22 protein-coding genes are annotated in these 21,810 nt (G+C 38.5%); 13 read left to right on the top strand and 9 right to left on the bottom strand.

Features of this window, described 5'->3' with window-relative positions:
* Window positions 1-252 precede the first annotated feature (252 nt).
* The 4 genes from I6F44_RS01540 (at window position 253) to queG (ending at window position 4,286) form a co-directional block, all read left to right on the top strand.
* Window positions 253-1,119, top strand: coding sequence for a DMT family transporter (locus I6F44_RS01540; RefSeq protein WP_010554316.1), 867 nt, complete (start codon window positions 253-255; stop codon window positions 1,117-1,119).
* Window positions 1,116-1,820, top strand: coding sequence for a glycerophosphodiester phosphodiesterase (locus I6F44_RS01535; RefSeq protein WP_197173168.1), 705 nt, complete (start codon window positions 1,116-1,118; stop codon window positions 1,818-1,820). Before I6F44_RS01540 ends, I6F44_RS01535 begins: the two co-directional genes overlap by 4 nt.
* A 45-nt stretch (window positions 1,821-1,865) precedes the next feature.
* Window positions 1,866-3,086 carry a methyl-accepting chemotaxis protein gene (locus I6F44_RS01530; protein WP_197173167.1) on the top strand — a complete coding sequence of 407 codons (1,221 nt, stop codon included), beginning with the start codon at window positions 1,866-1,868 and terminating at the stop codon, window positions 3,084-3,086.
* Window positions 3,087-3,152: 66 nt separating this feature from the next.
* Window positions 3,153-4,286: a tRNA epoxyqueuosine(34) reductase QueG gene (gene queG / locus I6F44_RS01525; protein ID WP_197173166.1), complete on the top strand. Its 1,134-nt coding sequence runs from the start codon at window positions 3,153-3,155 to the stop codon at window positions 4,284-4,286.
* A gap of 46 nt (window positions 4,287-4,332) precedes the next feature.
* Here the strand turns inward: queG and I6F44_RS01520 are convergent, their stop codons facing one another.
* The 3 genes from I6F44_RS01520 to I6F44_RS01510 all read right to left on the bottom strand — a co-directional run bounded on the left by I6F44_RS01520 (window position 4,333) and on the right by I6F44_RS01510 (window position 8,115).
* On the bottom strand, window positions 4,333-5,460 hold the full coding sequence (locus tag I6F44_RS01520; protein ID WP_121955308.1) for a response regulator: 1,128 nt from the start codon (window positions 5,458-5,460) through the stop codon (window positions 4,333-4,335).
* A 53-nt stretch (window positions 5,461-5,513) separates the two neighbouring features.
* Window positions 5,514-7,508, bottom strand: coding sequence for a hybrid sensor histidine kinase/response regulator (locus I6F44_RS01515; RefSeq protein WP_024590221.1), 1,995 nt, complete (start codon window positions 7,506-7,508; stop codon window positions 5,514-5,516).
* A 118-nt stretch (window positions 7,509-7,626) separates the two neighbouring features.
* On the bottom strand, window positions 7,627-8,115 hold the full coding sequence (locus tag I6F44_RS01510) for a GNAT family N-acetyltransferase (RefSeq protein WP_007579917.1): 489 nt from the start codon (window positions 8,113-8,115) through the stop codon (window positions 7,627-7,629).
* A gap of 81 nt (window positions 8,116-8,196) precedes the next feature.
* On the opposite strand from I6F44_RS01510, the gene I6F44_RS01505 reads away from it, so the two are divergent.
* The 6 genes from I6F44_RS01505 to I6F44_RS01480 all read left to right on the top strand — a co-directional run bounded on the left by I6F44_RS01505 (window position 8,197) and on the right by I6F44_RS01480 (window position 13,653).
* Window positions 8,197-8,772, top strand: a complete 576-nt coding sequence (locus I6F44_RS01505; protein WP_024590220.1) for a glutathione peroxidase — start codon at window positions 8,197-8,199, stop codon at window positions 8,770-8,772.
* An 86-nt stretch (window positions 8,773-8,858) separates the two neighbouring features.
* On the top strand, window positions 8,859-9,140 hold the full coding sequence (locus tag I6F44_RS01500) for a peptidylprolyl isomerase (RefSeq protein ID WP_002958009.1): 282 nt from the start codon (window positions 8,859-8,861) through the stop codon (window positions 9,138-9,140).
* A 64-nt stretch (window positions 9,141-9,204) separates the two neighbouring features.
* Window positions 9,205-9,783, top strand: a complete 579-nt coding sequence (locus I6F44_RS01495; RefSeq protein ID WP_007579913.1) for a glutathione S-transferase family protein — start codon at window positions 9,205-9,207, stop codon at window positions 9,781-9,783.
* Window positions 9,784-9,800: 17 nt separating this feature from the next.
* The gene (locus I6F44_RS01490) at window positions 9,801-10,151 is read left to right on the top strand and encodes a DUF2750 domain-containing protein (protein WP_165740589.1); all 351 of its coding nucleotides are present in this window, start codon (window positions 9,801-9,803) and stop codon (window positions 10,149-10,151) included.
* A 99-nt stretch (window positions 10,152-10,250) separates the two neighbouring features.
* Window positions 10,251-10,931: a hypothetical protein gene (locus tag I6F44_RS01485; protein ID WP_101216878.1), complete on the top strand. Its 681-nt coding sequence runs from the start codon at window positions 10,251-10,253 to the stop codon at window positions 10,929-10,931.
* A 148-nt stretch (window positions 10,932-11,079) separates the two neighbouring features.
* Complete coding sequence (locus I6F44_RS01480) at window positions 11,080-13,653, top strand: M1 family metallopeptidase (protein WP_101164453.1); 2,574 nt, start codon at window positions 11,080-11,082, stop codon at window positions 13,651-13,653.
* A gap of 100 nt (window positions 13,654-13,753) precedes the next feature.
* Here I6F44_RS01480 and I6F44_RS01475 read toward each other — a convergent pair whose 3' ends face one another.
* Together I6F44_RS01475 and I6F44_RS01470 are read right to left on the bottom strand one after the other, a co-directional pair.
* Window positions 13,754-14,119, bottom strand: a complete 366-nt coding sequence (locus I6F44_RS01475) for a hypothetical protein (RefSeq protein WP_007579906.1) — start codon at window positions 14,117-14,119, stop codon at window positions 13,754-13,756.
* Window positions 14,120-14,194: 75 nt separating this feature from the next.
* Window positions 14,195-15,070: a hypothetical protein gene (locus tag I6F44_RS01470; RefSeq protein ID WP_197173165.1), complete on the bottom strand. Its 876-nt coding sequence runs from the start codon at window positions 15,068-15,070 to the stop codon at window positions 14,195-14,197.
* 157 nt (window positions 15,071-15,227) lie between these two features.
* On the opposite strand from I6F44_RS01470, the gene I6F44_RS01465 reads away from it, so the two are divergent.
* The 3 genes from I6F44_RS01465 to yjjG all read left to right on the top strand — a co-directional run bounded on the left by I6F44_RS01465 (window position 15,228) and on the right by yjjG (window position 17,427).
* A complete protein-coding gene (locus tag I6F44_RS01465) occupies window positions 15,228-16,127 on the top strand; it encodes a phosphoribulokinase (RefSeq protein WP_007579904.1) in 900 nt (299 codons plus the stop codon).
* 66 nt (window positions 16,128-16,193) lie between these two features.
* Window positions 16,194-16,739: an inosine/xanthosine triphosphatase gene (gene yjjX, locus I6F44_RS01460; RefSeq protein ID WP_197173164.1), complete on the top strand. Its 546-nt coding sequence runs from the start codon at window positions 16,194-16,196 to the stop codon at window positions 16,737-16,739.
* Between the two features lie 13 nt (window positions 16,740-16,752).
* On the top strand, window positions 16,753-17,427 hold the full coding sequence (gene yjjG, locus I6F44_RS01455) for a pyrimidine 5'-nucleotidase (RefSeq protein ID WP_197173163.1): 675 nt from the start codon (window positions 16,753-16,755) through the stop codon (window positions 17,425-17,427).
* A gap of 93 nt (window positions 17,428-17,520) precedes the next feature.
* On the opposite strand, the gene lpxC is transcribed toward yjjG, so the two are convergent.
* From lpxC to I6F44_RS01435, 4 genes are all read right to left on the bottom strand, one after another.
* Complete coding sequence (gene lpxC / locus I6F44_RS01450; protein ID WP_007582940.1) at window positions 17,521-18,432, bottom strand: UDP-3-O-acyl-N-acetylglucosamine deacetylase; 912 nt, start codon at window positions 18,430-18,432, stop codon at window positions 17,521-17,523.
* A 106-nt stretch (window positions 18,433-18,538) separates the two neighbouring features.
* Complete coding sequence (gene ftsZ / locus I6F44_RS01445) at window positions 18,539-19,780, bottom strand: cell division protein FtsZ (protein ID WP_121954450.1); 1,242 nt, start codon at window positions 19,778-19,780, stop codon at window positions 18,539-18,541.
* Window positions 19,781-19,801: 21 nt separating this feature from the next.
* Window positions 19,802-21,034, bottom strand: coding sequence for a cell division protein FtsA (ftsA, locus tag I6F44_RS01440; protein WP_007582937.1), 1,233 nt, complete (start codon window positions 21,032-21,034; stop codon window positions 19,802-19,804).
* The gene (locus I6F44_RS01435) at window positions 21,031-21,810 is read right to left on the bottom strand and encodes a cell division protein FtsQ/DivIB (RefSeq protein ID WP_007582934.1); all 780 of its coding nucleotides are present in this window, start codon (window positions 21,808-21,810) and stop codon (window positions 21,031-21,033) included. The genes ftsA and I6F44_RS01435 overlap by 4 nt, the downstream gene beginning before the upstream one ends.

The following is a 21,810-nucleotide window of genomic DNA, read 5'->3' as shown; positions in this document are numbered from 1 at the left end:
TGCCAGCATAAAGCAATCTGCGTACGTAATCGTAAAACTTAACGCCTCTAGCACTTCATTAATAGTTAAGCTGATTAAAATTAAAGAATTCATAATTATCCCCTGTTGAGTAAGGTAACTATGCCAGCGTATAAAAATAATAAGAGTGTGAAGTGTCATCAACTTTTATGACATTTGTCATGCGATAAAAAATTCATCTTAAGAATTTTTAAGCAATGTTAATATGTTCAAAAAGTACAACAAGGAAATTAAATGCAATCTCAGCAGCAAAGTTTAATTTATTTGCACATAGCGGTATTACTTTTTGGCGGAACCGCTCTATTTGCCAAGCTTATTGGTTTAAATGCTTTAGATATTACCGTTTACAGAACTGCAATTGCAGGAATGGCTATTTTAGCCATGCTGTATTTTCAAAAAAAACAAATTAAACTCAATAAACCTAAAGACTACCTTATTGCGTTATTTTTAGGTGTTGCGGTGGGTATTCACTGGGTTACCTATTTTGCTGGTATGCAAATGGCCGGTATAACTATTGGAATGCTGGCATTTTTTAGCTATCCCGTAATGACGGTGTTTTTAGAACCCTTATTTAATAAAAGCAGGCCAAAAGCAAAAGATATAATAAGTGCGGCGGTGGTTGTTTTAGGTATTTACCTGTTAGTACCAAGTGCAAATTTAGGCGACGATGTGACCTTAGGTGTAATAACAGGTGTTATATCGGCATTGTTTTTTTCAATCAGAAACATTACCCATAAGCGCTACTTTAGCCAATATGGTGGCCCGCAAACTATGTTTTATCAAACCTTAGTGGCAAGCATTATGCTGTGCGCATTTATAGAAGTGCCGGTATATGAGGTTAGTCATCACGACCTAATTTTAATTGCCATAGCGGGTGTTATTTTTACAGCTACACCGCACTCGTTATTTGCAGCAAGTTTAAAGCATTTATCAGCGGCAACTGCGGGGTTAATTTCTTGCTTACAACCACTTTATGGCACCATACTGGCTATAGTAATTATTCATGAACGTCCTACTGTTATGACGTTAGTTGGTGGAGCACTTATTGTTAGTGCCGCTTGTTTTGAAACGTGGTCAATCACTAAAAAGGCTCGACAATGAAAGTATTTGCACACCGTGGTGCCAGTGGGGATTTTCCTGAAAACACCAAAAGCGCTATTTTAGAAGCGTTAAAAGTAGGTGTTGATGGTATTGAAGTAGATATTCAAAGTTCCATCGATGATTACATGTTAATACACGACTCATGGCTCGATAGAACCACCAGCGGTAAAGGTAGGGTGAGTAACTTTACGGCACATGAACTCTCTAAACTTGATGCTGGAAATGGTGAAAAAATTCCCACTCTTCAGCAGCTGTTTGATTGGAATAATAATAAATCTTTATTAAATATTGAGCTTAAACATACGTTTGAACTAGAAAGGTTTGTGTCTCAACTAGAACAAAACATTGAAGCTAACAAAATATCGAAAGCGAATATTTTAGTATCATCGTTTGATCATCATCAACTACAGTGGCTTAAAAGCAAGCTACCATGGCTTAAAATAGGCGCCCTTACTTCTTCTATTCCAATTAACTATGCAAAGTTTGCAAGTGATTTAAATGCTTATAGCGTACATGCAGATAAAACCTTTATAAATAAGGCTTTTGCCGATGATGCAAAAAAAAGAGGCTTAAAGATTTATGCTTATACGGTCGATAGAGAACAAGATATAGCGCTAATGCTTGAGTATGGCATAGACGGAATTTTTACAAATTACCCAGCGCGAACCAAAGCTTACTTGTTATCGTTACAAAAAAGCTAACTTACACCTCCCTAACTAAAATAAGAATCGTAGGGCTTAAGCATAATGAGTAGTTTTATGAAAATTTATAACTATATAGAGCAAACATTCTTTTTTACGTTAACGCGTAAAATAGTCGGTAATTTGAGTTTTGTATTATTGTTCCAAGCAATTACGTTATTTTGGCTGCATCAGAGCTTAAGCGAACAACAGCAAAGTACAGGGCTATTTTGGCTACTTACGCTTGTTATTATATCTGGTTTTATTTTTACTCTTTTTTATATGCGTTTTTTAATTGTTCGCCCTGTTACTGCTATGCGCGATACTTTGATAAAAATAAACCAACAAGATGCAAATTTAGCAGCAAAACTTCCCCACTTTTCGTATGACGAATTTAAAGATTTAAGTTCACAATATAATATATTTACTGCCCATTTAAGTGAGTTACTCAGCACAACATATAACAGTGCTCAAGCTAGTGCACACAGTAATATACAAGTCACTGAATCGATGAAAAATACTGAGCAATCAAGTGAGCAACAAATACAGTTAAGCCACAGTATTATTAATGCCAGTATGCAAATAACCCAAAGCTTACAAAACATAGTAAATAATACAGATAGCGTGCATAACGTTAATAATGAACACCTTAACTTTGTAAAACTATCTGCATCAGAGCTCGCTGCTTTAGTAAAGCAGGTTAAACTTATTACTAATATGCTAGGTAGCTTTTCAAATACAATTGCGGGACTGAAAGAGAACAGTGAAAACATTCGTAGTATTTTAAAAATGGTTGAAGAGTTTTCTGATCAAACTAATTTGTTAGCCCTTAACGCCGCAATAGAAGCAGCTAGAGCGGGTGAAGCTGGCAGAGGGTTTGCCGTAGTTGCAGACGAAGTACGCACACTTTCAATAAAGGTAAGTGGCGCAACTAGGCAAATAAGCGACTTTATTACTCAAATGAATGAGCTAGTAAATGAAACAAATAAAGAGTCAGAGCAATTAATGATTCACTCCAATAATGCACAAAGCTCAATTAGTGCAACCTGTGAGGGTTTTACAAAAATGCTTAGTGAGTTTGAGCACAACCAACAGCAACTACAACAAATAGCCAGTGCTGTACATATGCTTGAGGGCACTCAAACTAATACTCACCAATCGGTAGAGCAAATAGTAGCCTTAGGTGAGCAAGCTAAACAGCAAATAGATACGGCATTAGCCGATAGCGAGCAATCTCAACAGTTAAGCTTACAGACCCAACAACAGTTAAAGCGCTTCGTGCGCTAAGAAGCGTTTTCGGGCTCAGAGAAATATGGTAAATTACGCAGCTATTAATTTAAGTGTGTGAAGTGTGTGAGCAACCCTACCCCAGACTATGAAAAATTAGCCCTACAAATAAAAACCTGGGGGCAAGAGCTTGGTTTTAGCGAAGTAGGTATTACTGATATTGACCTATCTAAGCACGAAGCCCAATTGCAACGCTGGCTTGATGCTGGCTACCACGGCTCGATGGATTATATGGCTGCTCACGGCATGAAACGCGCTCGCCCTGCTGAATTAGTACCAGGTACACAGCGTGTTATATCCGTAAAAATGAATTATCTCCCTCCCGATGCTGGCTTTGCAAAAACCTTAAAAAATAAAGAAAAAGCCTATATAAGTCGTTATGCACTGGGTCGTGATTACCATAAATTAATGCGTAATCGTTTAAAAAAACTTGGCCAAAAAATAGAGCAAGAAATTGGCGAATATGGCTTTAGGCCATTTGTAGATTCAGCCCCGGTACTTGAGCGTCAACTTGCAGAAAAAGCCGGTTTAGGGTGGCGTGGTAAGCATTCGTTATTGATTAATCAAGAAGCAGGATCGTGGTTTTTTTTAGGCGAGCTATTTATTGATTTACCTCTACCAATAGATGCAGAGAATACGTTTGAAGGCTGCGGAAAATGTGTTGCTTGTATCACTCTTTGCCCAACAGGTGCAATTGTAGAGCCTTACGTTGTTGATGCACGTAAATGCATATCGTACTTAACGATAGAACACCAAGGCCCCATACCCGAACAATACCGAACTTTATTAGGCAACCGTATATATGGTTGTGATGATTGCCAGTTGGTATGCCCTTGGAATCGTTATGGACAAATAACGGATGAAAATGACTTTCATCCCCGTACTCAATTAAAAAATAAAGATTTACTTGAGCTATTTGCTTGGGATGAGCCTACATTTTTAAAAAATACCGAAGGCAGCCCTATTCGCCGCATAGGTCACGAACGTTGGTTACGTAATATAGCGGTCGGTTTAGGTAATGCAGAGTTTAGCCCGGCTATTATTCATGCCTTACAAGATAAAAGCCAAATATGCAGCGAGCTTGTTTTAGAACATATTGAATGGGCGCTTGCTCAACAAAACGATAAACAACGATTACAAATTAGTAAAACGGCTAGGTTAATCAGAATCGTAGAAAAAGGCTTACCCAGAGATGCATAATGCAGTTGGAGTAAGCCTTAAAGTAACATTATTTGATTAAGTATATTTAGCTCTTTAAAAGCAATGACAGGTCTTGCTCAATTTCAGCAAAAGCTGCTTTTACCTTTTTAACAGACTCCTCTCTGGCCACTGAGTTTTGGATAGTTTCATCTACTTTTTTATAAATAAACACCTCCTGATCTTCATCTAATCCCATTGATGGGATACGTTCTTCGAGCTCTTCTTGTAACTGTTTAAACACTTTTTCGTTGTTTTGACGGTTGTCATTCAATAAGCTAATTAAGCCATGAAACTTACTGTGAACTGTACTTGCTACGGCATTAAGTTTTGCTTGTTGTGATTCAAGCATTTTCTTAGTCATGATGGCGCGTAGCTGCTGCTCGGTAACACTGACAATAAAACATACGTGGTCGCGTATACGCCCGTGCTTATCTGGATCGTGATCAGGCATATTTAAAATAAGTAAGCTAATCAATTCATAGTTAACTAAAATTCGATGCGAAAATTCATGTAAACGCCCTTTGTTTTTAAGCATTTCAAATAGCTCCACCACAATAGGTGAACACACGCCACTTAATGCAAAGTGACTAATTTCATCGTTCTCTCTAAACTCAACATTACTTTGCAAATCAAAAGATTGTAGGCAATCTATAAGCGCTTTACCTAGCTCTTGAGGGTCGTTAATAAAGCCTATGTTTTCAACGTAGTTAACTATCTGCCCCATTTCACTGCTGTTAGCCATGGCATTAAATGCAGTTGATGTAGCATCTTCAACTTGCTTTTCAAGGCTTTGTTTTTCAACAAGTACTTGGTTTAAATTTTTAAGCTTTGACTTAAGTTCATCATGGCCAAAGGGTTTTACAATATAGTCTTCTGCACCAACCGAGTAGCCTTCCATGCGCTCTTCAACTGTGCCTCGAGCAGACACAAACATAACAATAATGTGTGCTGTATTTGGGTTTGCTTTAAGTGCCTTACATACTTCATAGCCGTTCATTTGCGGCATACTTACGTCGAGCAATATAACCTGAGGCATATAGCCCTCAACCATGTTTAAACACTCAGGACCATTCGTTGCTACTTGTAATTCAAAATCAAGATCCTCTAAAATTTCCTCAATAATTTCAAGGTTAAAGGGTTCGTCATCAACGGCAAGTATTTTAGTTAAGGCCATAATTTATCATCCATTCAAATTCTCAAAAAGTTACTTGGCTTGCCAAAAAACAATTAATTACTGTGTTGTATTAATTGATCTTCAGCCAAATGATCATCTAGATTTATTTCTAATGGCACCTGTATAGATATAGTTGCACCACCATTTTCGTTGTTACGTGCAGTGATCTCACCTTGATGTAAAGACACAAACTCTCTACACAATGCAAGGCCCAATCCGGTACCACCGGCACCGCTATTTGTTTTGCTGCTTTGTACAAACTTAGTAAAAATATGTTCCAGCTCATCTTCTGGTATACCGACCCCACTATCGGTAACCTCTATGGTAGCAAATCGACTATCTGACTCTAAATTTATCTGTATTTTACTTTTTGGTTCACTAAATTTGAGTGCATTACCTAATACGTTTCGAAGTAATTGGTTTATTTGCTCTTCATCACACTGCGAAATTACAGGTAGCGGCTGCGCGGTGAATACAACCTCAATTTCTTTTTCCATTGCCGTACCAGATACATCATCAATACTTGTTTTTATAATGTTCGCTAAATTATATGGACGAGGATTAAATGGAAACTTACCCACATCTAGCTTAGATAGGTCGAGTAAATTATTTAGTAACGACAGTAAACGCTCACCACTACTCTCTATTCGCGATAGGTATTTAATTAGTTTCTCTTTTGCAAAATCTCCAGTTTCTAATTTGCTTAAACCAAAACGTGAAAAACTTAAAATCGAATGCATTGGTGTGCGAAGTTCATGCGACATATTTGCTAAAAATTCTGATTTACTTAAATTTGCAGCTTCAGCAATATTTTTTGCATGTTCAAGCTGTGAAGTACGCGCTCTTACTTGCTCTTCAAGGATATCTTTTGCTTCAAGTAGTAAATCTTCTTTTTGCTTAAGGTGGGTTACATTTTTAAATATTACGGCAAGTGCTATTTCGCCATGGTGATCTATCTCATTAAAAGATCCCACTAACGGTATATAGCCCCCTGCAGTTTTAGATAAACGTAAGTCGCAGCTAAATTGGCGATTACTATTTAATGTCGAAATTTTATTTTTAATACCTAACGTTGAATCATCATCTAAAAAGCTAAATACTGATTTACCTTCTAGTTCGTTAAACGGTAAGTTAAATAGTTTTAAACAAGCATCATTAGCTTCTATCACTCTACCGCATTTCTCAAACAACATAATTGCATCGGGCGTATGCTTATAAATAACCTGAAGTAGGCTGTCTTTTTCAATCAGGGCATCAACTGTATCTTGTAGCCTTTCGACAAGTTCTGCGTTATGGCGTTTTAATAGCTCTGTTTGCCACAGTTTATGTATTGATTGTAATAATGAGCTGTCGTTCAATGGCTTAATAAGTACGTCTTCTACACCTTGACGAATAGCTTCAATCATTGAAACTTGATCGGGACGTGAGGTAAATAATAAGCAACGGCAATGTGGTTGCATTATTTTTAAGTTTGAAAAAATTTCTAAACCGGTTCCGTCATCTAAAACAAAATCACTTATTAGTATATCGATTTGCTTTTCTTTCGTAATTTCTAAAGCTTCTGCAGAGGTGGTTGCTGTATGGGTCTCGATATGAGCACCGATCAAGCTGCTTTTCATTTTTTCGAGGCGCTCAGGAACATGATCGACGAGTAAAATAGCGGGTAATTGCAAAATATGATTAGAGCCTAATTCTAGTAGGCTCTCTAAAAGAGAAGTAATTTCTTTATTAGAAAAAAATGGATATATCACGGTTGCGTCAGGCGCAACATGATTTAGCTCACTAAACGCAGTTAGTTGCTCACCACTTTGTGCTTTTGGAGCAAGCAGCATAAAACGCTCTTGCGCTACTTGGCTAACAAGCGGTTTTATAGAATCAACAGGCACACCATGGGCAACAACAACTAAGTCGTAGTCGCCTATATTGGTATACATGTCTAGCATGCTGAAATGAATTAATTCGACTTCACATCCTATTAATTCTAAAAGCACTTTCACACGCATTGCGATGACACTGCTACTATCAACAATTAATATTTTTCGAATCATCAAGCTACACTTCAAATTAATAAACTTAATATGTTAATAGCGTAGACTATTTTTATTTAATTGGCATAAACCCTTCGTCTTATTTTGTAAAAAATATTACAACATTATGAAAAATAATTTATTCCAGATGTTTTCCAAAAATAGTAAGGCTATACGCCTTATCATCCATTATGGCAACGCTTGGCAACTCACCCCATATTGCAAAATCAAAATGCTTAAACAATTTAACACTCGGTAAGTTATGACTAAAAATAAAGCCGAGTAATACTTTAATATTTAATTGCTTAGCTTGTGTTTGAGCAAATATCATTAGCTTTTTACCAAGCCCTTTACCTTGCGCTTTACTGGTAATGTAAATGCTCATTTCTACTGTGCCGTCGTAAGCTGGGCGCCCATAAAACGATTTATAACTTACCCAAGCAAGTACTTGGTTATTTTCGCAGTAAACGTAAATAGGCCTTTTATCGTTGTGGCTATTAAACCAGTCACGCTTTTCGTCAACGCTCACTTCTTGCGTATCTGCAGTTACCATTCGCCCTGCAATAGTTTCGTTGTAAATGGCTACAATTTCATTAAGATCATTAATAGTTGCTAAACGGATTGTCATAGGTCATTAGAGGGTTGATCAATTTGTTCCATATTAGCGTATGATTATCCAATCAAACAATCGTAAAGTTTAGGTAATGTAATGCTTAAAATAATTATAATAGGTTTAACGGCTTTACTTATTAATGCTCCCCTTCAAGCTCAAACACCATCAATCATAAATAAAACCTCTACACAGGACTGCCAAGATTTTACCAATGTAGATATACGAAAGCTTCGCTCAAAAGAATCTATTAACTTGTGCCAATTTAAAAATAAACCTTTGTTAATAGTAAACACGGCAAGTAATTGTGGTTTTACATATCAATTTAAAGGCCTTGAAGCGCTATATCAACAATACAAAGAGCAAGGTTTAGTCGTATTAGGGTTCCCCTCTGATGACTTTTTTCAAGAAGAAGACAATGAAAAAGAAACAGCGAAAGTATGCTTTGTAAATTATGGTGTAACTTTTCCCATGTTTGCCACCAGCAAAGTTCGTGGTAGCGAAGCAAATCCAATTTTTAAATATTTGAATGAGCAAACTAGCTCTCCAAATTGGAACTTTTATAAATACTTAGTGTCTGCTGATCGTAAAACAGTTTTACGATTTAACAGCAAAGTGGCACCTAATTCAGAGCAAATGATTACTGCAATTGAAACTGCGTTTTCTGATAAATAAGTTTATACTGGTACAATTAGTTGAAACTAACTAGAATGATATTTCAATTCGGTTAAAAAAACACCACACTATACTCGGGAGATTTTATGACAGTAGCAAGCGCACGACATATACTTGTAGACAGTGAAGCACAATGCTTAGACTTAAAAACAAAAATTGAGCAAGGCGAAGACTTTGCTGAACTAGCAAAAGCACATTCTAATTGTCCTTCAGGTCAGGATGGCGGTGCTCTTGGTGAGTTTGGCCCTGGTATGATGGTTCCAGAGTTTGATAAAGTTGTGTTTTCTGCGCCAATTAATCAAGTACAAGGCCCTGTGCAAACTCAATTTGGTTATCATTTACTTGAAGTTACTAGCCGTTCAGAATAAATTTAACTGTACTGTAAGTAACATTTGATAAAAGCCGCTTATGCGGCTTTTTTATGGAGTAATTATGCAATTAATTGGTTCTGTACCTTCACCTTACGTGCGCCGCATTAGAATTTGGGCACAACAAAACAGCTGCAAACTAGAGCTTGTAAGTCTCGATATATTTTCTGAGCAAGATCGCCCTACTATGGCCAGTAAAAATCCAGCTCGAAAAATCCCAATCCTGGTAGATGGCGACTTAACACTTAGTGACTCTAATTCTATATTGCGTTATTTACTTGAAAAAACAGGTCAGCCAAAACTAACGTGGCCTCAAGAGCATTTACTTACGACTATAAATGCCTGTAACGATTCGCTAGTAGAAATGGTGTTATGTAAACGCTCTGGATTTGACACTAAAAGTGATAAATTATTTTTTAACCTGCAAAACGAACGTATTGAACAAACATTAAGCTTTTTAAATACCCATTTAAGCGATGAAGAATTTAAAAGCTGTGAATACCTCAACATCAGTTTATACTGCCTGCTTGATTGGATTTGCTTTCGTGAATTAGCTGACTTTAGTCAGCATTCAGCGCTTGTTGCTTTTCATAAGCAATATGACGAGCGCCAAGCAGCAATAGATACCAATCCTCGTCACTAATTTAAAAGGGTAAATACATGAGCGATATCGAAATTGAATCACAACTAGTTAACTTCGTAGAAAAAGTACGTATTAGCGAAGTAATTTGGGCACTTGGTGCAGAAGATAATGGCTTTGTAGTGTGCGATTCTAACCAATTTGATGAAACTGACGTATTACTGCTTTGGGAAAGTGAAGCAGCAGCTAAAGCACAATGTAAAGAAGAATGGAAAGACTACAGCCCAGTAGAAATCAATCTTGATGAGTTTTTAGATGCATGGGTTGAAGACTTAAACGAAGACAACGCACTTGTTGGCATTAACTGGAATGATGACCAAGTATGCACAGAAATTGAACCTACAGGTTTAGCTCGCGCATTGAGTGAATAATACTTTATACGCTTTACTCTAAAAGCGGATAAAACCCGACTAGCATCTACTGCTAGTTGGGTATAAAATAAAACACATCATTATTTTCAAGGTATTACGTTGAAAACCCATCTTGGTCGCCGGCCCTTTTCAGCCATGGAACTGCACACTCTTTATAATGGATATATATACGGTGATTTTAAAGTTGCACGAGAGCAACCAAAACACTGGCATTTTTGGCTCCCTTTAATTGCATATTATAGTGGTGCTTATAGCGATGAGATTGGTTATTTAACGCTTGACGATCTGTCCCTTGAAAAAAACGTCTTATGCTTTAATTTTCATACCCACGGTAAAATAAAACCTCGCTTAGTTCCTGTACATCAAGCACTTATAAATGCTGGATTTAATGAATATATAACGTTCATCAAATCGCAAAACCAACACCGATTAATGTTCGACTTACCCGCTAAAACTGGCAGGTACAGTGAAAAAGTCCGCATTTGGTTTTCAGGCGAAGGTGAGCGAGCCGGTTATCTGCAAAAATGTGATATACCAAACGTAGATCAACTCGGTATGAAAACAGCAATAAGCAGTCTTCGTCTTAACTTTGAGCAACAAGTGCGTATATACGCCCTACAAGCTAATTCTAAAGACGCTTTTAATTACTTGATGGGTTTTAACGAGTATCCATACGATGTGTTTAGCGATACCCACTTATTAAATACCGTTGTCCAACAAATACGTATTATTAACTCACACCTGCATTGGCAGCGTTTTATAACACGCGAAAGCCACTGACAAACTTTGTTACTATTTCCCCTTAAAGTCACCGTTATAATCAATTACTCTATTTAAAAAAACTGTTAGGATATCTAACCCCCTAATTATATGAGCATAAAAAAGCCTATTTAGGGTAGTTTCTAACAACAACAATCTAGGGATCACTATGTTTCTTAAAAGCCTCTTAACAGTGAGCGTTGCTTTAGCAATGGGTGCTGCAAACGCTAACGAATTCGTTATTGAAAAACTCGCAAAACCAAGTTCACAACAGGTGTCGTTAACACTCGACCCGAGCCAAGATACATTCACAGGGATGACTGAGATTTCCCTAGAAGTACTAAAACCAACAAAATACATTGAGTTAAATGGCGTAGCTTACGCTGTTAAAATGGCGCAACTGCTTGGTGATGAAAACTGTGATTTAAACAATGAAATGCTTAAAACAGGTAAAGTAAAATTTAGCTGTGATGAGCAAATTCAACCAGGTAAATACACACTTAAAGTTGATTTTTCAGCGCCATATAACCGTCAAAGTGTTGGTTTATACAAAACATTAGACCAAGGCACTCCTTACTTATTTACTCAATTTGAAATGAGTGATGCACGCCGTGCATTTCCTGTTTTTGACGAGCCAAGTTACAAAATTCCATTTCAGTTAACGATTACTGCGCCTACATCACAAAAAGTATATTCAAATACGCCAGAGTTAAAAACAACAGTTAATGGCGATATGACCACACACTTTTTTGATAAAACACCGCCAATCCCTTCATACCTAGTAGCGATGGCTGTTGGCCCGTTTGAAGAATTAGAAATTAAAGGCATGCCAATTCCTGGTCGTGTAATTACCCCTCAAGGTAAAATTCACTTAGCCCAATACGCAAAAGAAAACATGCCAAAAGTACTGGGTGCACTTGAGGCGTATTTTGGTATCCCTTACGTTTACAAAAAATTAGACTCAGTAGCGGTACCAGAGTTTCCATTTGGCGCAATGGAAAACTCAGGCTTAGTGACCTACAGAGAAGATATTTTATTGGTTGATTTAGCTGCCGCAACACGCAGCAAAAAACAACGTAATGTATCAATTATTGCTCACGAACTTGCTCACCAATGGTACGGTAACTTAGTAACCATGAAATGGTGGAACGACTTATGGTTAAACGAAGCGTTTGCTAGCTGGATGGCAGCTAAAATTACTAAGCAGCTTAACCCTGAGTTTGAATCGCACTTAGACTTACCACAAAACAACGTAATGGCACTTGATGCACGCCTAAGCACCAAGCCTATTCGTAAGCCAATTAAAACCGAAGCCGACATTATGGATGGTTTAGGTCTTGCTTACAGTAAAGGCAGCTCAGTACTTGCTATGGTTGAAAACTGGATTGGCGAAGATGCATTCCAAAAAGGTATTCAAAGCTACTTAAAAGAGTTTTCATATAAAAATGCTGAAGCGGCAGATTTATGGGAAGCACTTGGTAAAGCATCAAATAAAGACGTAGCGAGTGTTTTAAAATCGTTTATTGAACAGTCTTCTTTCCCACTAGTTAAAGTAACTCAACAAGGTAGCAAAGTAACTATTTCACAAAGCCGCTTTGTAAATGCAGGCGTTGATGCGCCAGAGCAGTTATGGAATGTACCGGTTGCAATTAAATATGGTGCTGGCGATAAAGTAAAAACAGCAAATGTATTACTTAATAAACAAAGCCAAACGCTAGACTTAGACTTTGAGCCAGAATGGATTTATCCAGATCAGGGTGCACTAGGCTACTACCGCTGGGTAATGGATGACGCACAATTTAGCGCACTTGTTAAAAAGGCGCCAAGCGTACTGAGTGACCGTGAACGCTTAGCGTTGTTATCGGCTACTGATGCACTACTTGACGCTGGTGTTATATCTGCTGCTAAGTTAATGCAAACACTTGAAGTGTTCGTAAGCGATAGCCATCCTCGCGTAGCAAATACCGCACTAGGTTACTTAGTATCGCAACAACGTACTTTTAAAGACGATAGCAATAAAGACCTATGGCCTGAATTTATTCGCGGTGCAGTAACGCCTGCAGCTAAAAAATATGGTTTAGAAGCTAAAGCGGGAGAAGACGGAGCTATTGCACAACTTCGTGCGGCCGTTGTATCACGCTTAGGTTTTGATGGTGAAGATCAAAACGTAATCAGTAAAGCGAAAGAACAAACACAAGTTTATTTAAATGATCCACAAAAAGTAGACCCTTACTTAGCGGGTACGTACTTAACTCTTGCTGCTTTTCATGGTGACAAAGCGCTGCTTGATCAATTCATGACAACGTTTAAAACAACGAAAGATCCACAAGTACGCACTAACATGCTTGCTGCAATGGGCTTTTTTGGCAAACCTGAATTACAAAAAGCGGTATTAGCTTATAGCTTAACGGATGAAGTAACTGCCTCTGACATGCGTACTATTTTGTCAGGTCAAAGTTATACAGATGAGCGCCAAGCGTTATTTATTGACTGGGTTTACAGTAACTACGATAAAGTAACAGCAAGCTTACCGCCTTTCTTTATTCCTAACTTGCCGTACTTTACAACGGCGAGTTGTAATGCAGAAAGCTTAGCTAAAACAAAGACCTTTTTTAACGAAAAAGTAGCCGATGTAGCCGGTTACGCTCGTACATTAAGTAAGCTTGAAGAAAGCACAAACGATTGTATCGCGCTTAAAACACGTGAACTTGAATCGGTTAATAGCTTCTTAAAAAGTAAGTAACCCTTAGGTTTATTAAGCTATAAAAACACAAAAGCCGCTGAATATAAATTCAGCGGCTTTTTACGTTTATGTTTACGTTTACGTTTACGTTTGTATTTTATTAGTTACCAATAATCATAGTTAGCTTGGCTATAAAGTCTTTTGCTGCTTGCTCAGAGTTTATTTTAAATGCCACACCGTAGTGAATAGGCTGAGCACTTTTAAAAATACGTGTAGGAAAGCGTGTCATCTCGCTGCTATGAAAGTAGCCTTGCGCACGAGTTACGCCATCAATATCACTAAAGTCATCGCTAAACACCTCAAATGCTGGGCGAATTACTATTTTACCCTTGCCGCTTTCGCTGTGGGTATAAAATGCTTCTTTAGAGTTTACTAACATGTACTCTGCAATATTTTTAATCTTAAAATTACTTCTACACTGTAATTTAATGAGCTGTTCTGTCAGCTCGTCTGCACTATAAGCCACGTGTAATCCCTATTAGTTAATTTGCGTATTAGATTAACGCATACACACAATAAAATCTGAATTTATTTGTCTGCTTTACTGCGTTATATCACATACAAAAGCGAGTTTTTCATTGTTGTAACTCATTCTTGTTATATTTGTTTCGCAGTAGGTGCTTAAATTAAGCCATTGCGATACTTCATCACTTCCATCAAGTTTACGCTGATAAACGCGGTTTTTAATAGCATAAGCGATAGTTTCATCATCTTTCAAAATAAAATCTTGAACTTGAGCAGGTAACCTTAGTAGGTCTTCAACTTGTTTATCCTGTGGATTAAAACTCGCTAAAATATGTTGCTCGTTTTTAGTGTAACTAAATAAAAATGCAGCCGTAGAGTTGTTATAAATAAGCGTTCGGCCAATATTACTGGCAGCTATTTTCCCCTTCGCTTGTGCAACAGAAGTATATTGAAGAGTATGAGGTTCACCTAAAATAAACATTACTAAATCATTTTGAACACCCCATGCATGGTACCCAACAGGTTCAATCCAATCAAAAATACGACTTGGCGCATCTTCGCTTTTGAGTGGGTATTGCCACAGTTTTTGCTTACCATCTGCCTCTACAACAATCGCTGATACTGCATCACCACTTGGCATAACCGTTGGTGAATATTCGCTTACGGGAGAGTTACTGATATTAATAACTTTTTTTGATGTTAAATCGTAATAAGCAATATCGGTTTGGCTTTGCTCACCTGCAATCACCTCATGAGTAAAGTATAAACCTGTACTTGTTAAGTGCGGTTGGTTGTTATAACTGTTTTTATCACTCACTATACTAACTTGCACCCCATAAGGCGTATTTAAATCAGCAAGTAATACTTGGCTTTTTGGCATGCTAGCCTGCGCCATAATTGGGCTAATCGCTGCTATAGAAAATATCCCAAGTAATGGTTTAATAAGTTTCATGCTTTCTCTCGTTTTAATTTTAAGCACCTCATGATAACGTTATTTGCTGATGACGTCACTTGAGCTAAGTCAGTCAACTCTTAAGATACCCAAACGGCTTAAAATAATGTTAAGTTTAGTCTGGTTATAAAACCTGGTCCTAAAAAAGAGAATTAACATGTCAGCTAAAAATCCTATTATTGCGATTACGGGTTCGTCTGGTGCGGGTACAACCACCACAACCAATGCAATTAAACATATTTTCCGTAGCCTTAATATTGAAGCGGCTTTTATCGAAGGAGATAGCTTTCATCGTTACACTCGCCCTGAAATGGATAAAAAAGTACGTGAAGCACAACAAGAAAATAAACACATTAGTTACTTTGGCCGAGAAGCAAATGACTTTGGTGCTTTAGAAGCGTTGTTTGAAAACTATAGTGAAACAGGCCAAGGTAAGTTACGCCGATACTTACACACCTTTGATGAAGCCGTCCCATATAATCAATTACCGGGTACATTTACTCCTTGGCAAGACCTTGATAGTAATACTGATATATTGTTTTATGAAGGGTTACACGGCGGCGTAGTTGATCAAGATGTAGACGTTGCAAAGCATGTCGATTTATTAATAGGCATGGTTCCAATTATTAACCTTGAGTGGATTCAAAAATTAATACGCGATACATCCGAACGAGGCCATTCTCGCGAAGCGGTTATGGGCTCTATTGTGCGCAGTATGGATGACTATATAAATCATATTACCCCGCAGTTTTCTCGTACCCATATTAATTTTCAACGAGTGCCTACTGTTGATACATCAAACCCATTTAGCGCCAAAGATATTCCATCTCTTGATGAAAGCTTTGTAGTTATTCGCTTTAGGGGTATTGATGATGTTGATTTTCCTTATTATTTACGCATGATCGAAGGCAGTTTTATGTCTCGTATTAATACGCTTGTAGTACCAGGCGGCAAAATGGGCTTGGCTATGGAGCTTGTGCTTACCCCATTAATTAAAGATATTATTTTGAAAAAGCGTGCACTGGAAAACCTAGCACCACTCGATTTACCTATTTGATTACCGACTCTTTTTTGTTAAAGCTAACTCACGTACACTGCTGATTTTGCTCAAGGTGAGATCAGCATGTCACAACAATTAAAAATTATTGTCGGTTCTAAAAATCCTGTAAAAATAAATGCCGCTAAACATATTTTTACTATGTATTTTCCAGAATGTATCATTGACTGTGAAGGTGTGAATGCTCCCTCAGACGTGCCCGATCAGCCTATTGGCGAAGACGAAACACGTATTGGCGCGCAAAACCGTGTTAATTATTGTAAAGAGCACCACCAAGCTCACTATTACGTTGCAATGGAAGGCGGTGCAGAGCAATTTAGCTATGGTGCAGCAACCTTTGCTTACGTTGTTATTGATAATGCCTTAAATCAAGTTGTAGGGCGTAGCAGCAACCTTCCTCTACCCCAAGTACTTTATAATGCATTACTTAAAGGTGAAGAACTTGGCGATGTAATGGACAAAGCATTTAATACCATCAACGTTAAACAAAAAGGTGGCGCTATTGGTCTACTTACCAACAATCATGCCACGCGCGAAAGTACCTATACACAAGCACTCACTTTAGCTATGGCGCCTTTTTTACACCCTGAGCTATACGGCCAAACAAATTAATTTAGGAAGTTTAATGAAGTACAACTATGTATTGTTTGATGCAGACGAAACCTTATTTAGGTTTGATATTTTAGCGGGCATGACTCGCATGTTTAAAGCTTACAACGTAGATTTTAGCCAAGACGATTATATTCATTATCAAAAAACCAATAAGCAGCTGTGGGTTGATTATCAAAATGGCACTATTAGCGCAGATTACTTACAAGTAACACGCTTTAATGAGTGGGCTTCAAAACTTAATGTGCCAGCAAAAAAGCTAAACGATGCTTTTTTAGATTCTATGGCGCAAATTTGCGAGCCATTACCTGGTGCTATTGAGCTTTTAAATAAACTTAAGCCAAATGCTAGATTAGGTATTATTACTAACGGATTTGCCCGTTTACAAACCGTACGCCTTGAGCATACTGGCTTAAAAGATATGTTTGAATGGTTAGTTATATCTGAACTTGTAGGTATAGCAAAACCGAATAAAGCGATTTTCGAGCACACATTTGAGCTAATGGGTAACCCAGATAAAAGCGAGATACTTATGGTGGGTGATACTGCTGCAAGTGACATACTTGGCGGCAACAATGCTGGTATTGATACTTGCTGGTTACAGCACCCTGGTGAGCAATTAGCCGACGGAATAAAGCCAACCTATACCGTAGCTAGTTTAAATCAGTTACAAGCTCTTTTGGAGTTATAATAAAGTATAGAGCTATTAAATTTCACGCAAAAAAAATGACGCTAATTAGCGTCATTTTTTATAACTGTTTTTCGAGCTGCTCTTTTACTGCTTTTAGGCTGGAGCTAACTCAAGACCGGGTGCAGGCATCGTCACAGGCGTTTCAAATGTTGCCCACTCCCATGCTGACTCTGTAGCCATAATTTTACGAAGTAATTTATTATTTAAATCATGACCCGATTTAAATGCAGTTACTTTACCTAAAAGGTTATGGCCTGTCATAAACATGTCACCAACACAGTCTAATATCTTGTGCTTAACAAACTCGTCGCTATAACGTAAACCGTTAGGATTTAAAACTTTGAACTCATCAAGTACCACAGCACTATCCATGCTACCACCTAGCGCTAGGTTGTTTGCATGCATGTATTCAATATCTTTCATAAATCCAAAAGTACGCGCACGGCTAATTTCTTCAATAAAGCTTTGCGTTGTTATATCCAACCCAATACGTTGGCGACTTTCATTGATAGCTGGGTGGTTAAATGCAATCTCAAAGTCGATATGAAAACCATCATATGGTTCAACTTCAGCCCACTTATCACCTTCTTCAATGCGTACTTTTTCTTTAATACGGATAAAGCGTTTAGCAACGTTTTGCTCTTCAATTCCGCCTTTTTGTAACAGATATATGAATGGTAATGCACTACCATCCATAATCGGCACTTCTGAGCTATCTAATTCTACAATTAGATTATCAATTCCCATTGCAGCAACGGCTGCAATAAGATGCTCAGTAGTCGATAAGCGAACACCATCTTTGTTAATTAAACAGGTACACAACTGCGTATCACCAACGGCTTCAGGTGTTGTTTCAAAATCAACAACCGGATCAAGGTCGACACGACGAAATACAATCCCAGTATTTGCGCTCGCAGGTCGGAGAGTTATTGTGACCTTCTCACCTTTATGAAGTCCAATTCCTATGGCTTTGACTACTTCTGCAATCGTACGCTGTTTAATCATAGGTATGCTCACTTTTAAATCAGTTACAGTTATATGGCGGATTTTAACATAAATCCTTTTGCCTTTCAATATTTGTACATATTTCAAACAAAAGTATTATTAAATGTTAATCAGCCTGCTTACGTAAAAAAGCGGGGATATCAAAATAATCACCACCTTCTGATTTATCCGCTTTTTTACTGTTTTGTGCTGAAGAGCTCGATGCACTGCTTGAACTAGTTGTAGGCGCTTTTTCTTTGCTTTGCGTTTTAGCAGTGTTTTCTTCAGTGTTTGTATCTTGGCTTGCAAAGCTTGGTACGTACATACTGCTCGTTTGGTTTGATGTGCTTGCAACATCAGAACCTGATGCTTTTTTAAAGCCGTTATCAACAATACCAAACTGTGGACGACGATCGCCGCCTAAGCCAGTTGCAACAACCGTCACACGTAGCTCATCAGTCATTTCTGGGTCGATTACCGCACCAACAACAACCGTTGCGTTTTCTGACGCAAGTGCTTTAACGTGATTACCAACAATTTCAAATTCTTCAATCGCAATGTCCATACCTGCGGTGATATTAACTAAGATACCTTTAGCACCTGTTAAATCAACGTCTTCTAGTAGTGGGCTTGAGATAGCGGCTTCTGCTGCTTCTTGTGCACGATCAGGACCTGACGCAGACGCCGTTCCCATCATTGCAGTACCCATTGCAGACATTACAGTTCTAACATCGGCGAAATCCACGTTAATTAAACCAGAACGTGTAATTAGCTCTGCTATACCTTGTACCGCACCAAATAATACGTCATTAGCTTTAGCGAAGGCATCTAGAAGTGTAGTCCCTTTTCCTAAAACTTTAAGCAATTTATTGTTCGGAATTGTAATAAGTGAATCTACAATTTCTGACAATTCGTTAATGCCTTGTTCAGCGGCTGCTGCACGTTTTTTACCTTCAAAATCAAAAGGACGTGTTACAACTGCAACGGTTAAAATACCGAGTTCTTTAGCAATTTTAGCAACTACCGGTGCTGCACCAGTACCTGTACCACCGCCCATACCGGCTGCAATAAATACCATATCGGCGCCTTCAAGACTGGCACGAATTGTATCTGCATCTTCTTCAGCCGACTTACGGCCTACTTCAGGGTTTGCGCCCGCACCCAACCCAGAGGTTATTTGCGTGCCTAGCTGAACTGTAATATCGGCAGCAGAGTTACGTAATGCTTGCGCATCCGTATTGGCGGCTATAAAACGCACGCCTTCTATTTGTTGTTTAACCATGTGCTCAACAGCGTTACCGCCACCACCGCCCACGCCGATTACTTTTATTACAGCTTCTTCGCTGTGTTGTTCCATTATATCAAACATGTTTACTCTCCGACTTGAGTCTTAAAACTCGCCTTGGAACCATTTAGTAATGCGGTTCCACCAATTATTGTTATCCTCTGCTTTCGACTTTTGTGCATTCATCGATTGCATGGTACGCCCGTATTGTAACAAACCAACAGCGGTTGCGTACGAAGGATCATCTACATAGTCTGTCAAACCAACCATCCCGATTGGTTTGCCTATTCTTACTGGCATTTGGAAGATGTCTTCTGCCACTTCCATCGCGCCAGTCATTTTAGCAGTTCCGCCTGTAATAACGAGACCTGCCGCAATTTGGTCTTCTAAGCCTGAACGACGAATTTCTTCCATCGCAAGCTCAAATAATTCTCTAAAACGAGGCTCTACCACCTCAGATAATGTATGGCGCGACATTAACCTTGCTGGTCGTCCGCCTACACTTGGTACTTCAATTGTGTCTTCGCTACTTGCCATTTGGCTACTAGCACATGCATATTGTACTTTGAGTGACTCGGCATGTGATATAGGTGTGCGAAATATTTTTGCAATATCACCAGTAACTTGGTTACCCGCCACTGGAATAACCGCAGAGTGACGAAGTGCGCCATTAATATAAATGGTGATATCCATAGTGCCGCCACCAATATCAAGTACTGCAACACCTAGCTCTTTTTCGTCATCTGTTAGTACAGAATAACATGACGCTAATGCAGTAAAGATAAGTTGATCGACTTCAAGACCACAGCGCTCTACGCATTTCTCGATATTTTTTGCCATATCGTTTGAACACGTAATAATGTGTGCACGCGCTTCCATACGAACACCACTCATACCAAGTGGGTTTTTAATGCCCTCTTGCATGTCGATACTGTATTCTTGCGGCAATGCATGCAGCATTTTACGTTCTGCCGAAATAGGCACAGAACGCGCAATATGAATTACATTTTCAATGTCTTCGTCAGTGACTTCAGTGTTATTAATTGCCACCACGCCACTTTCATTTTGACACTGTATATGTTTGCCAGAAATACCCAAGTACACAGAGCTAATACGACAATCAGCCATTAACTCGGCTTCGTCTATTGCTCGGCGAATAGACTCAGACACTAAGTTTAAATCGTTAACGCCGCCTTTATCCATACCATGAGATACTTGGCTGCCCACACCAACAATGCTGAGCTTGTTATCTGCGGTGATTTCACCTACCGTGGCAACCACTTTCGAGGTGCCAACGTCTAACCCTATTACTAGGTTTCTTTCTGCTGACTTAGTCATGCCTTACTCTTATTTTGTAATTGTTCTTCTTGCACTGGCTTAAAGCTGACTGCAAGGCCGGTATCATACCGTAAATCTATTGTATCTACTTGTGCATCTGCACGTTGTTCCATTCGTGGATAAACGTCTATAAAACGTTGTACACGCTTGGCTTTATCTTTACGTCCTAAATTTAAACGTATTCCGTTATCTAGCCATAGTTGCCACGAAAAACGCTCCGACAATGCCAAACTTGTTAACGTTAAGCCGTTAACTTTTAGCATTTCATCAAATTGCTTAAAAGCAATCCACGCTTCTTCTTCGCTGCCTTCTGGGCCGTATAACTGCGGTAAGTCATCATCTAACTTATCGCTGCTGGCTTGAAATGCTTGACCACTTTGGTTGAGCAATAAGTCGCTATTCCAATGTGCTACTACTTCATGTTCAACAACATATACTTGTATAGTATCAGGCCATTGTTTACGCACCGAAGCGGTAGCAACCCAGGGTAAGTCTTGAACTAGCTGCTGCACATGCTTAACATCAAGTTCAAAAAAACTACTTAAATCGGCTTTTTTAATCGCTTTTATAATTGCCGTTTCATCTGTGTATTTAGGCTGCCCTTGCACTGTAAGGTGCTTAATTTGAGCATCTTTGTTTTCAACTAACCAATCCGATACACCTGTCGTAATTTGCACTAAGCCAATTACAACTATCAGAAAAAAGCTCACACCAAAAATCAGAGACCAATTAAGCTTTAGTTTGATTTCTTGAGCTTTTTCTAAAAGGGGATGCAT

The organism is Pseudoalteromonas sp. NZS11_1 (assembly GCF_015864275.1).
Taxonomy (GTDB): Bacteria; Pseudomonadota; Gammaproteobacteria; order Enterobacterales; family Alteromonadaceae; genus Pseudoalteromonas; species Pseudoalteromonas arctica.
The sequence above is the reverse complement of the archived record's forward strand: the minus strand, read 5'-3'. Positions and strand labels throughout refer to the sequence as shown.

What these genes read in the sequence shown, in the direction of transcription:
- I6F44_RS01540 (WP_010554316.1), top strand. Translation starts at nt 253, where the DNA reads ATGCAATCTCAGCAGCAAAGTTTAATTTATTTGCACATAGCGGTATTA.
- I6F44_RS01535 (WP_197173168.1), top strand. Translation starts at nt 1,116, where the DNA reads ATGAAAGTATTTGCACACCGTGGTGCCAGTGGGGATTTTCCTGAAAAC.
- I6F44_RS01530 (WP_197173167.1), top strand. Translation starts at nt 1,866, where the DNA reads ATGAGTAGTTTTATGAAAATTTATAACTATATAGAGCAAACATTCTTT.
- I6F44_RS01520 (WP_121955308.1), bottom strand. Translation starts at nt 5,460, where the DNA reads ATGGCCTTAACTAAAATACTTGCCGTTGATGACGAACCCTTTAACCTT.
- I6F44_RS01515 (WP_024590221.1), bottom strand. Translation starts at nt 7,508, where the DNA reads ATGATTCGAAAAATATTAATTGTTGATAGTAGCAGTGTCATCGCAATG.
- I6F44_RS01510 (WP_007579917.1), bottom strand. Translation starts at nt 8,115, where the DNA reads ATGACAATCCGTTTAGCAACTATTAATGATCTTAATGAAATTGTAGCC.
- I6F44_RS01505 (WP_024590220.1), top strand. Translation starts at nt 8,197, where the DNA reads ATGCTTAAAATAATTATAATAGGTTTAACGGCTTTACTTATTAATGCT.
- I6F44_RS01500 (WP_002958009.1), top strand. Translation starts at nt 8,859, where the DNA reads ATGACAGTAGCAAGCGCACGACATATACTTGTAGACAGTGAAGCACAA.
- I6F44_RS01495 (WP_007579913.1), top strand. Translation starts at nt 9,205, where the DNA reads ATGCAATTAATTGGTTCTGTACCTTCACCTTACGTGCGCCGCATTAGA.
- I6F44_RS01490 (WP_165740589.1), top strand. Translation starts at nt 9,801, where the DNA reads ATGAGCGATATCGAAATTGAATCACAACTAGTTAACTTCGTAGAAAAA.
- I6F44_RS01480 (WP_101164453.1), top strand. Translation starts at nt 11,080, where the DNA reads ATGTTTCTTAAAAGCCTCTTAACAGTGAGCGTTGCTTTAGCAATGGGT.
- I6F44_RS01470 (WP_197173165.1), bottom strand. Translation starts at nt 15,070, where the DNA reads ATGAAACTTATTAAACCATTACTTGGGATATTTTCTATAGCAGCGATT.
- I6F44_RS01465 (WP_007579904.1), top strand. Translation starts at nt 15,228, where the DNA reads ATGTCAGCTAAAAATCCTATTATTGCGATTACGGGTTCGTCTGGTGCG.
- yjjX (WP_197173164.1), top strand. Translation starts at nt 16,194, where the DNA reads ATGTCACAACAATTAAAAATTATTGTCGGTTCTAAAAATCCTGTAAAA.
- yjjG (WP_197173163.1), top strand. Translation starts at nt 16,753, where the DNA reads ATGAAGTACAACTATGTATTGTTTGATGCAGACGAAACCTTATTTAGG.
- lpxC (WP_007582940.1), bottom strand. Translation starts at nt 18,432, where the DNA reads ATGATTAAACAGCGTACGATTGCAGAAGTAGTCAAAGCCATAGGAATT.
- ftsZ (WP_121954450.1), bottom strand. Translation starts at nt 19,780, where the DNA reads ATGTTTGATATAATGGAACAACACAGCGAAGAAGCTGTAATAAAAGTA.
- ftsA (WP_007582937.1), bottom strand. Translation starts at nt 21,034, where the DNA reads ATGACTAAGTCAGCAGAAAGAAACCTAGTAATAGGGTTAGACGTTGGC.
- I6F44_RS01435 (WP_007582934.1), bottom strand. Translation starts at nt 21,810, where the DNA reads ATGCATCCCCTTTTAGAAAAAGCTCAAGAAATCAAACTAAAGCTTAAT.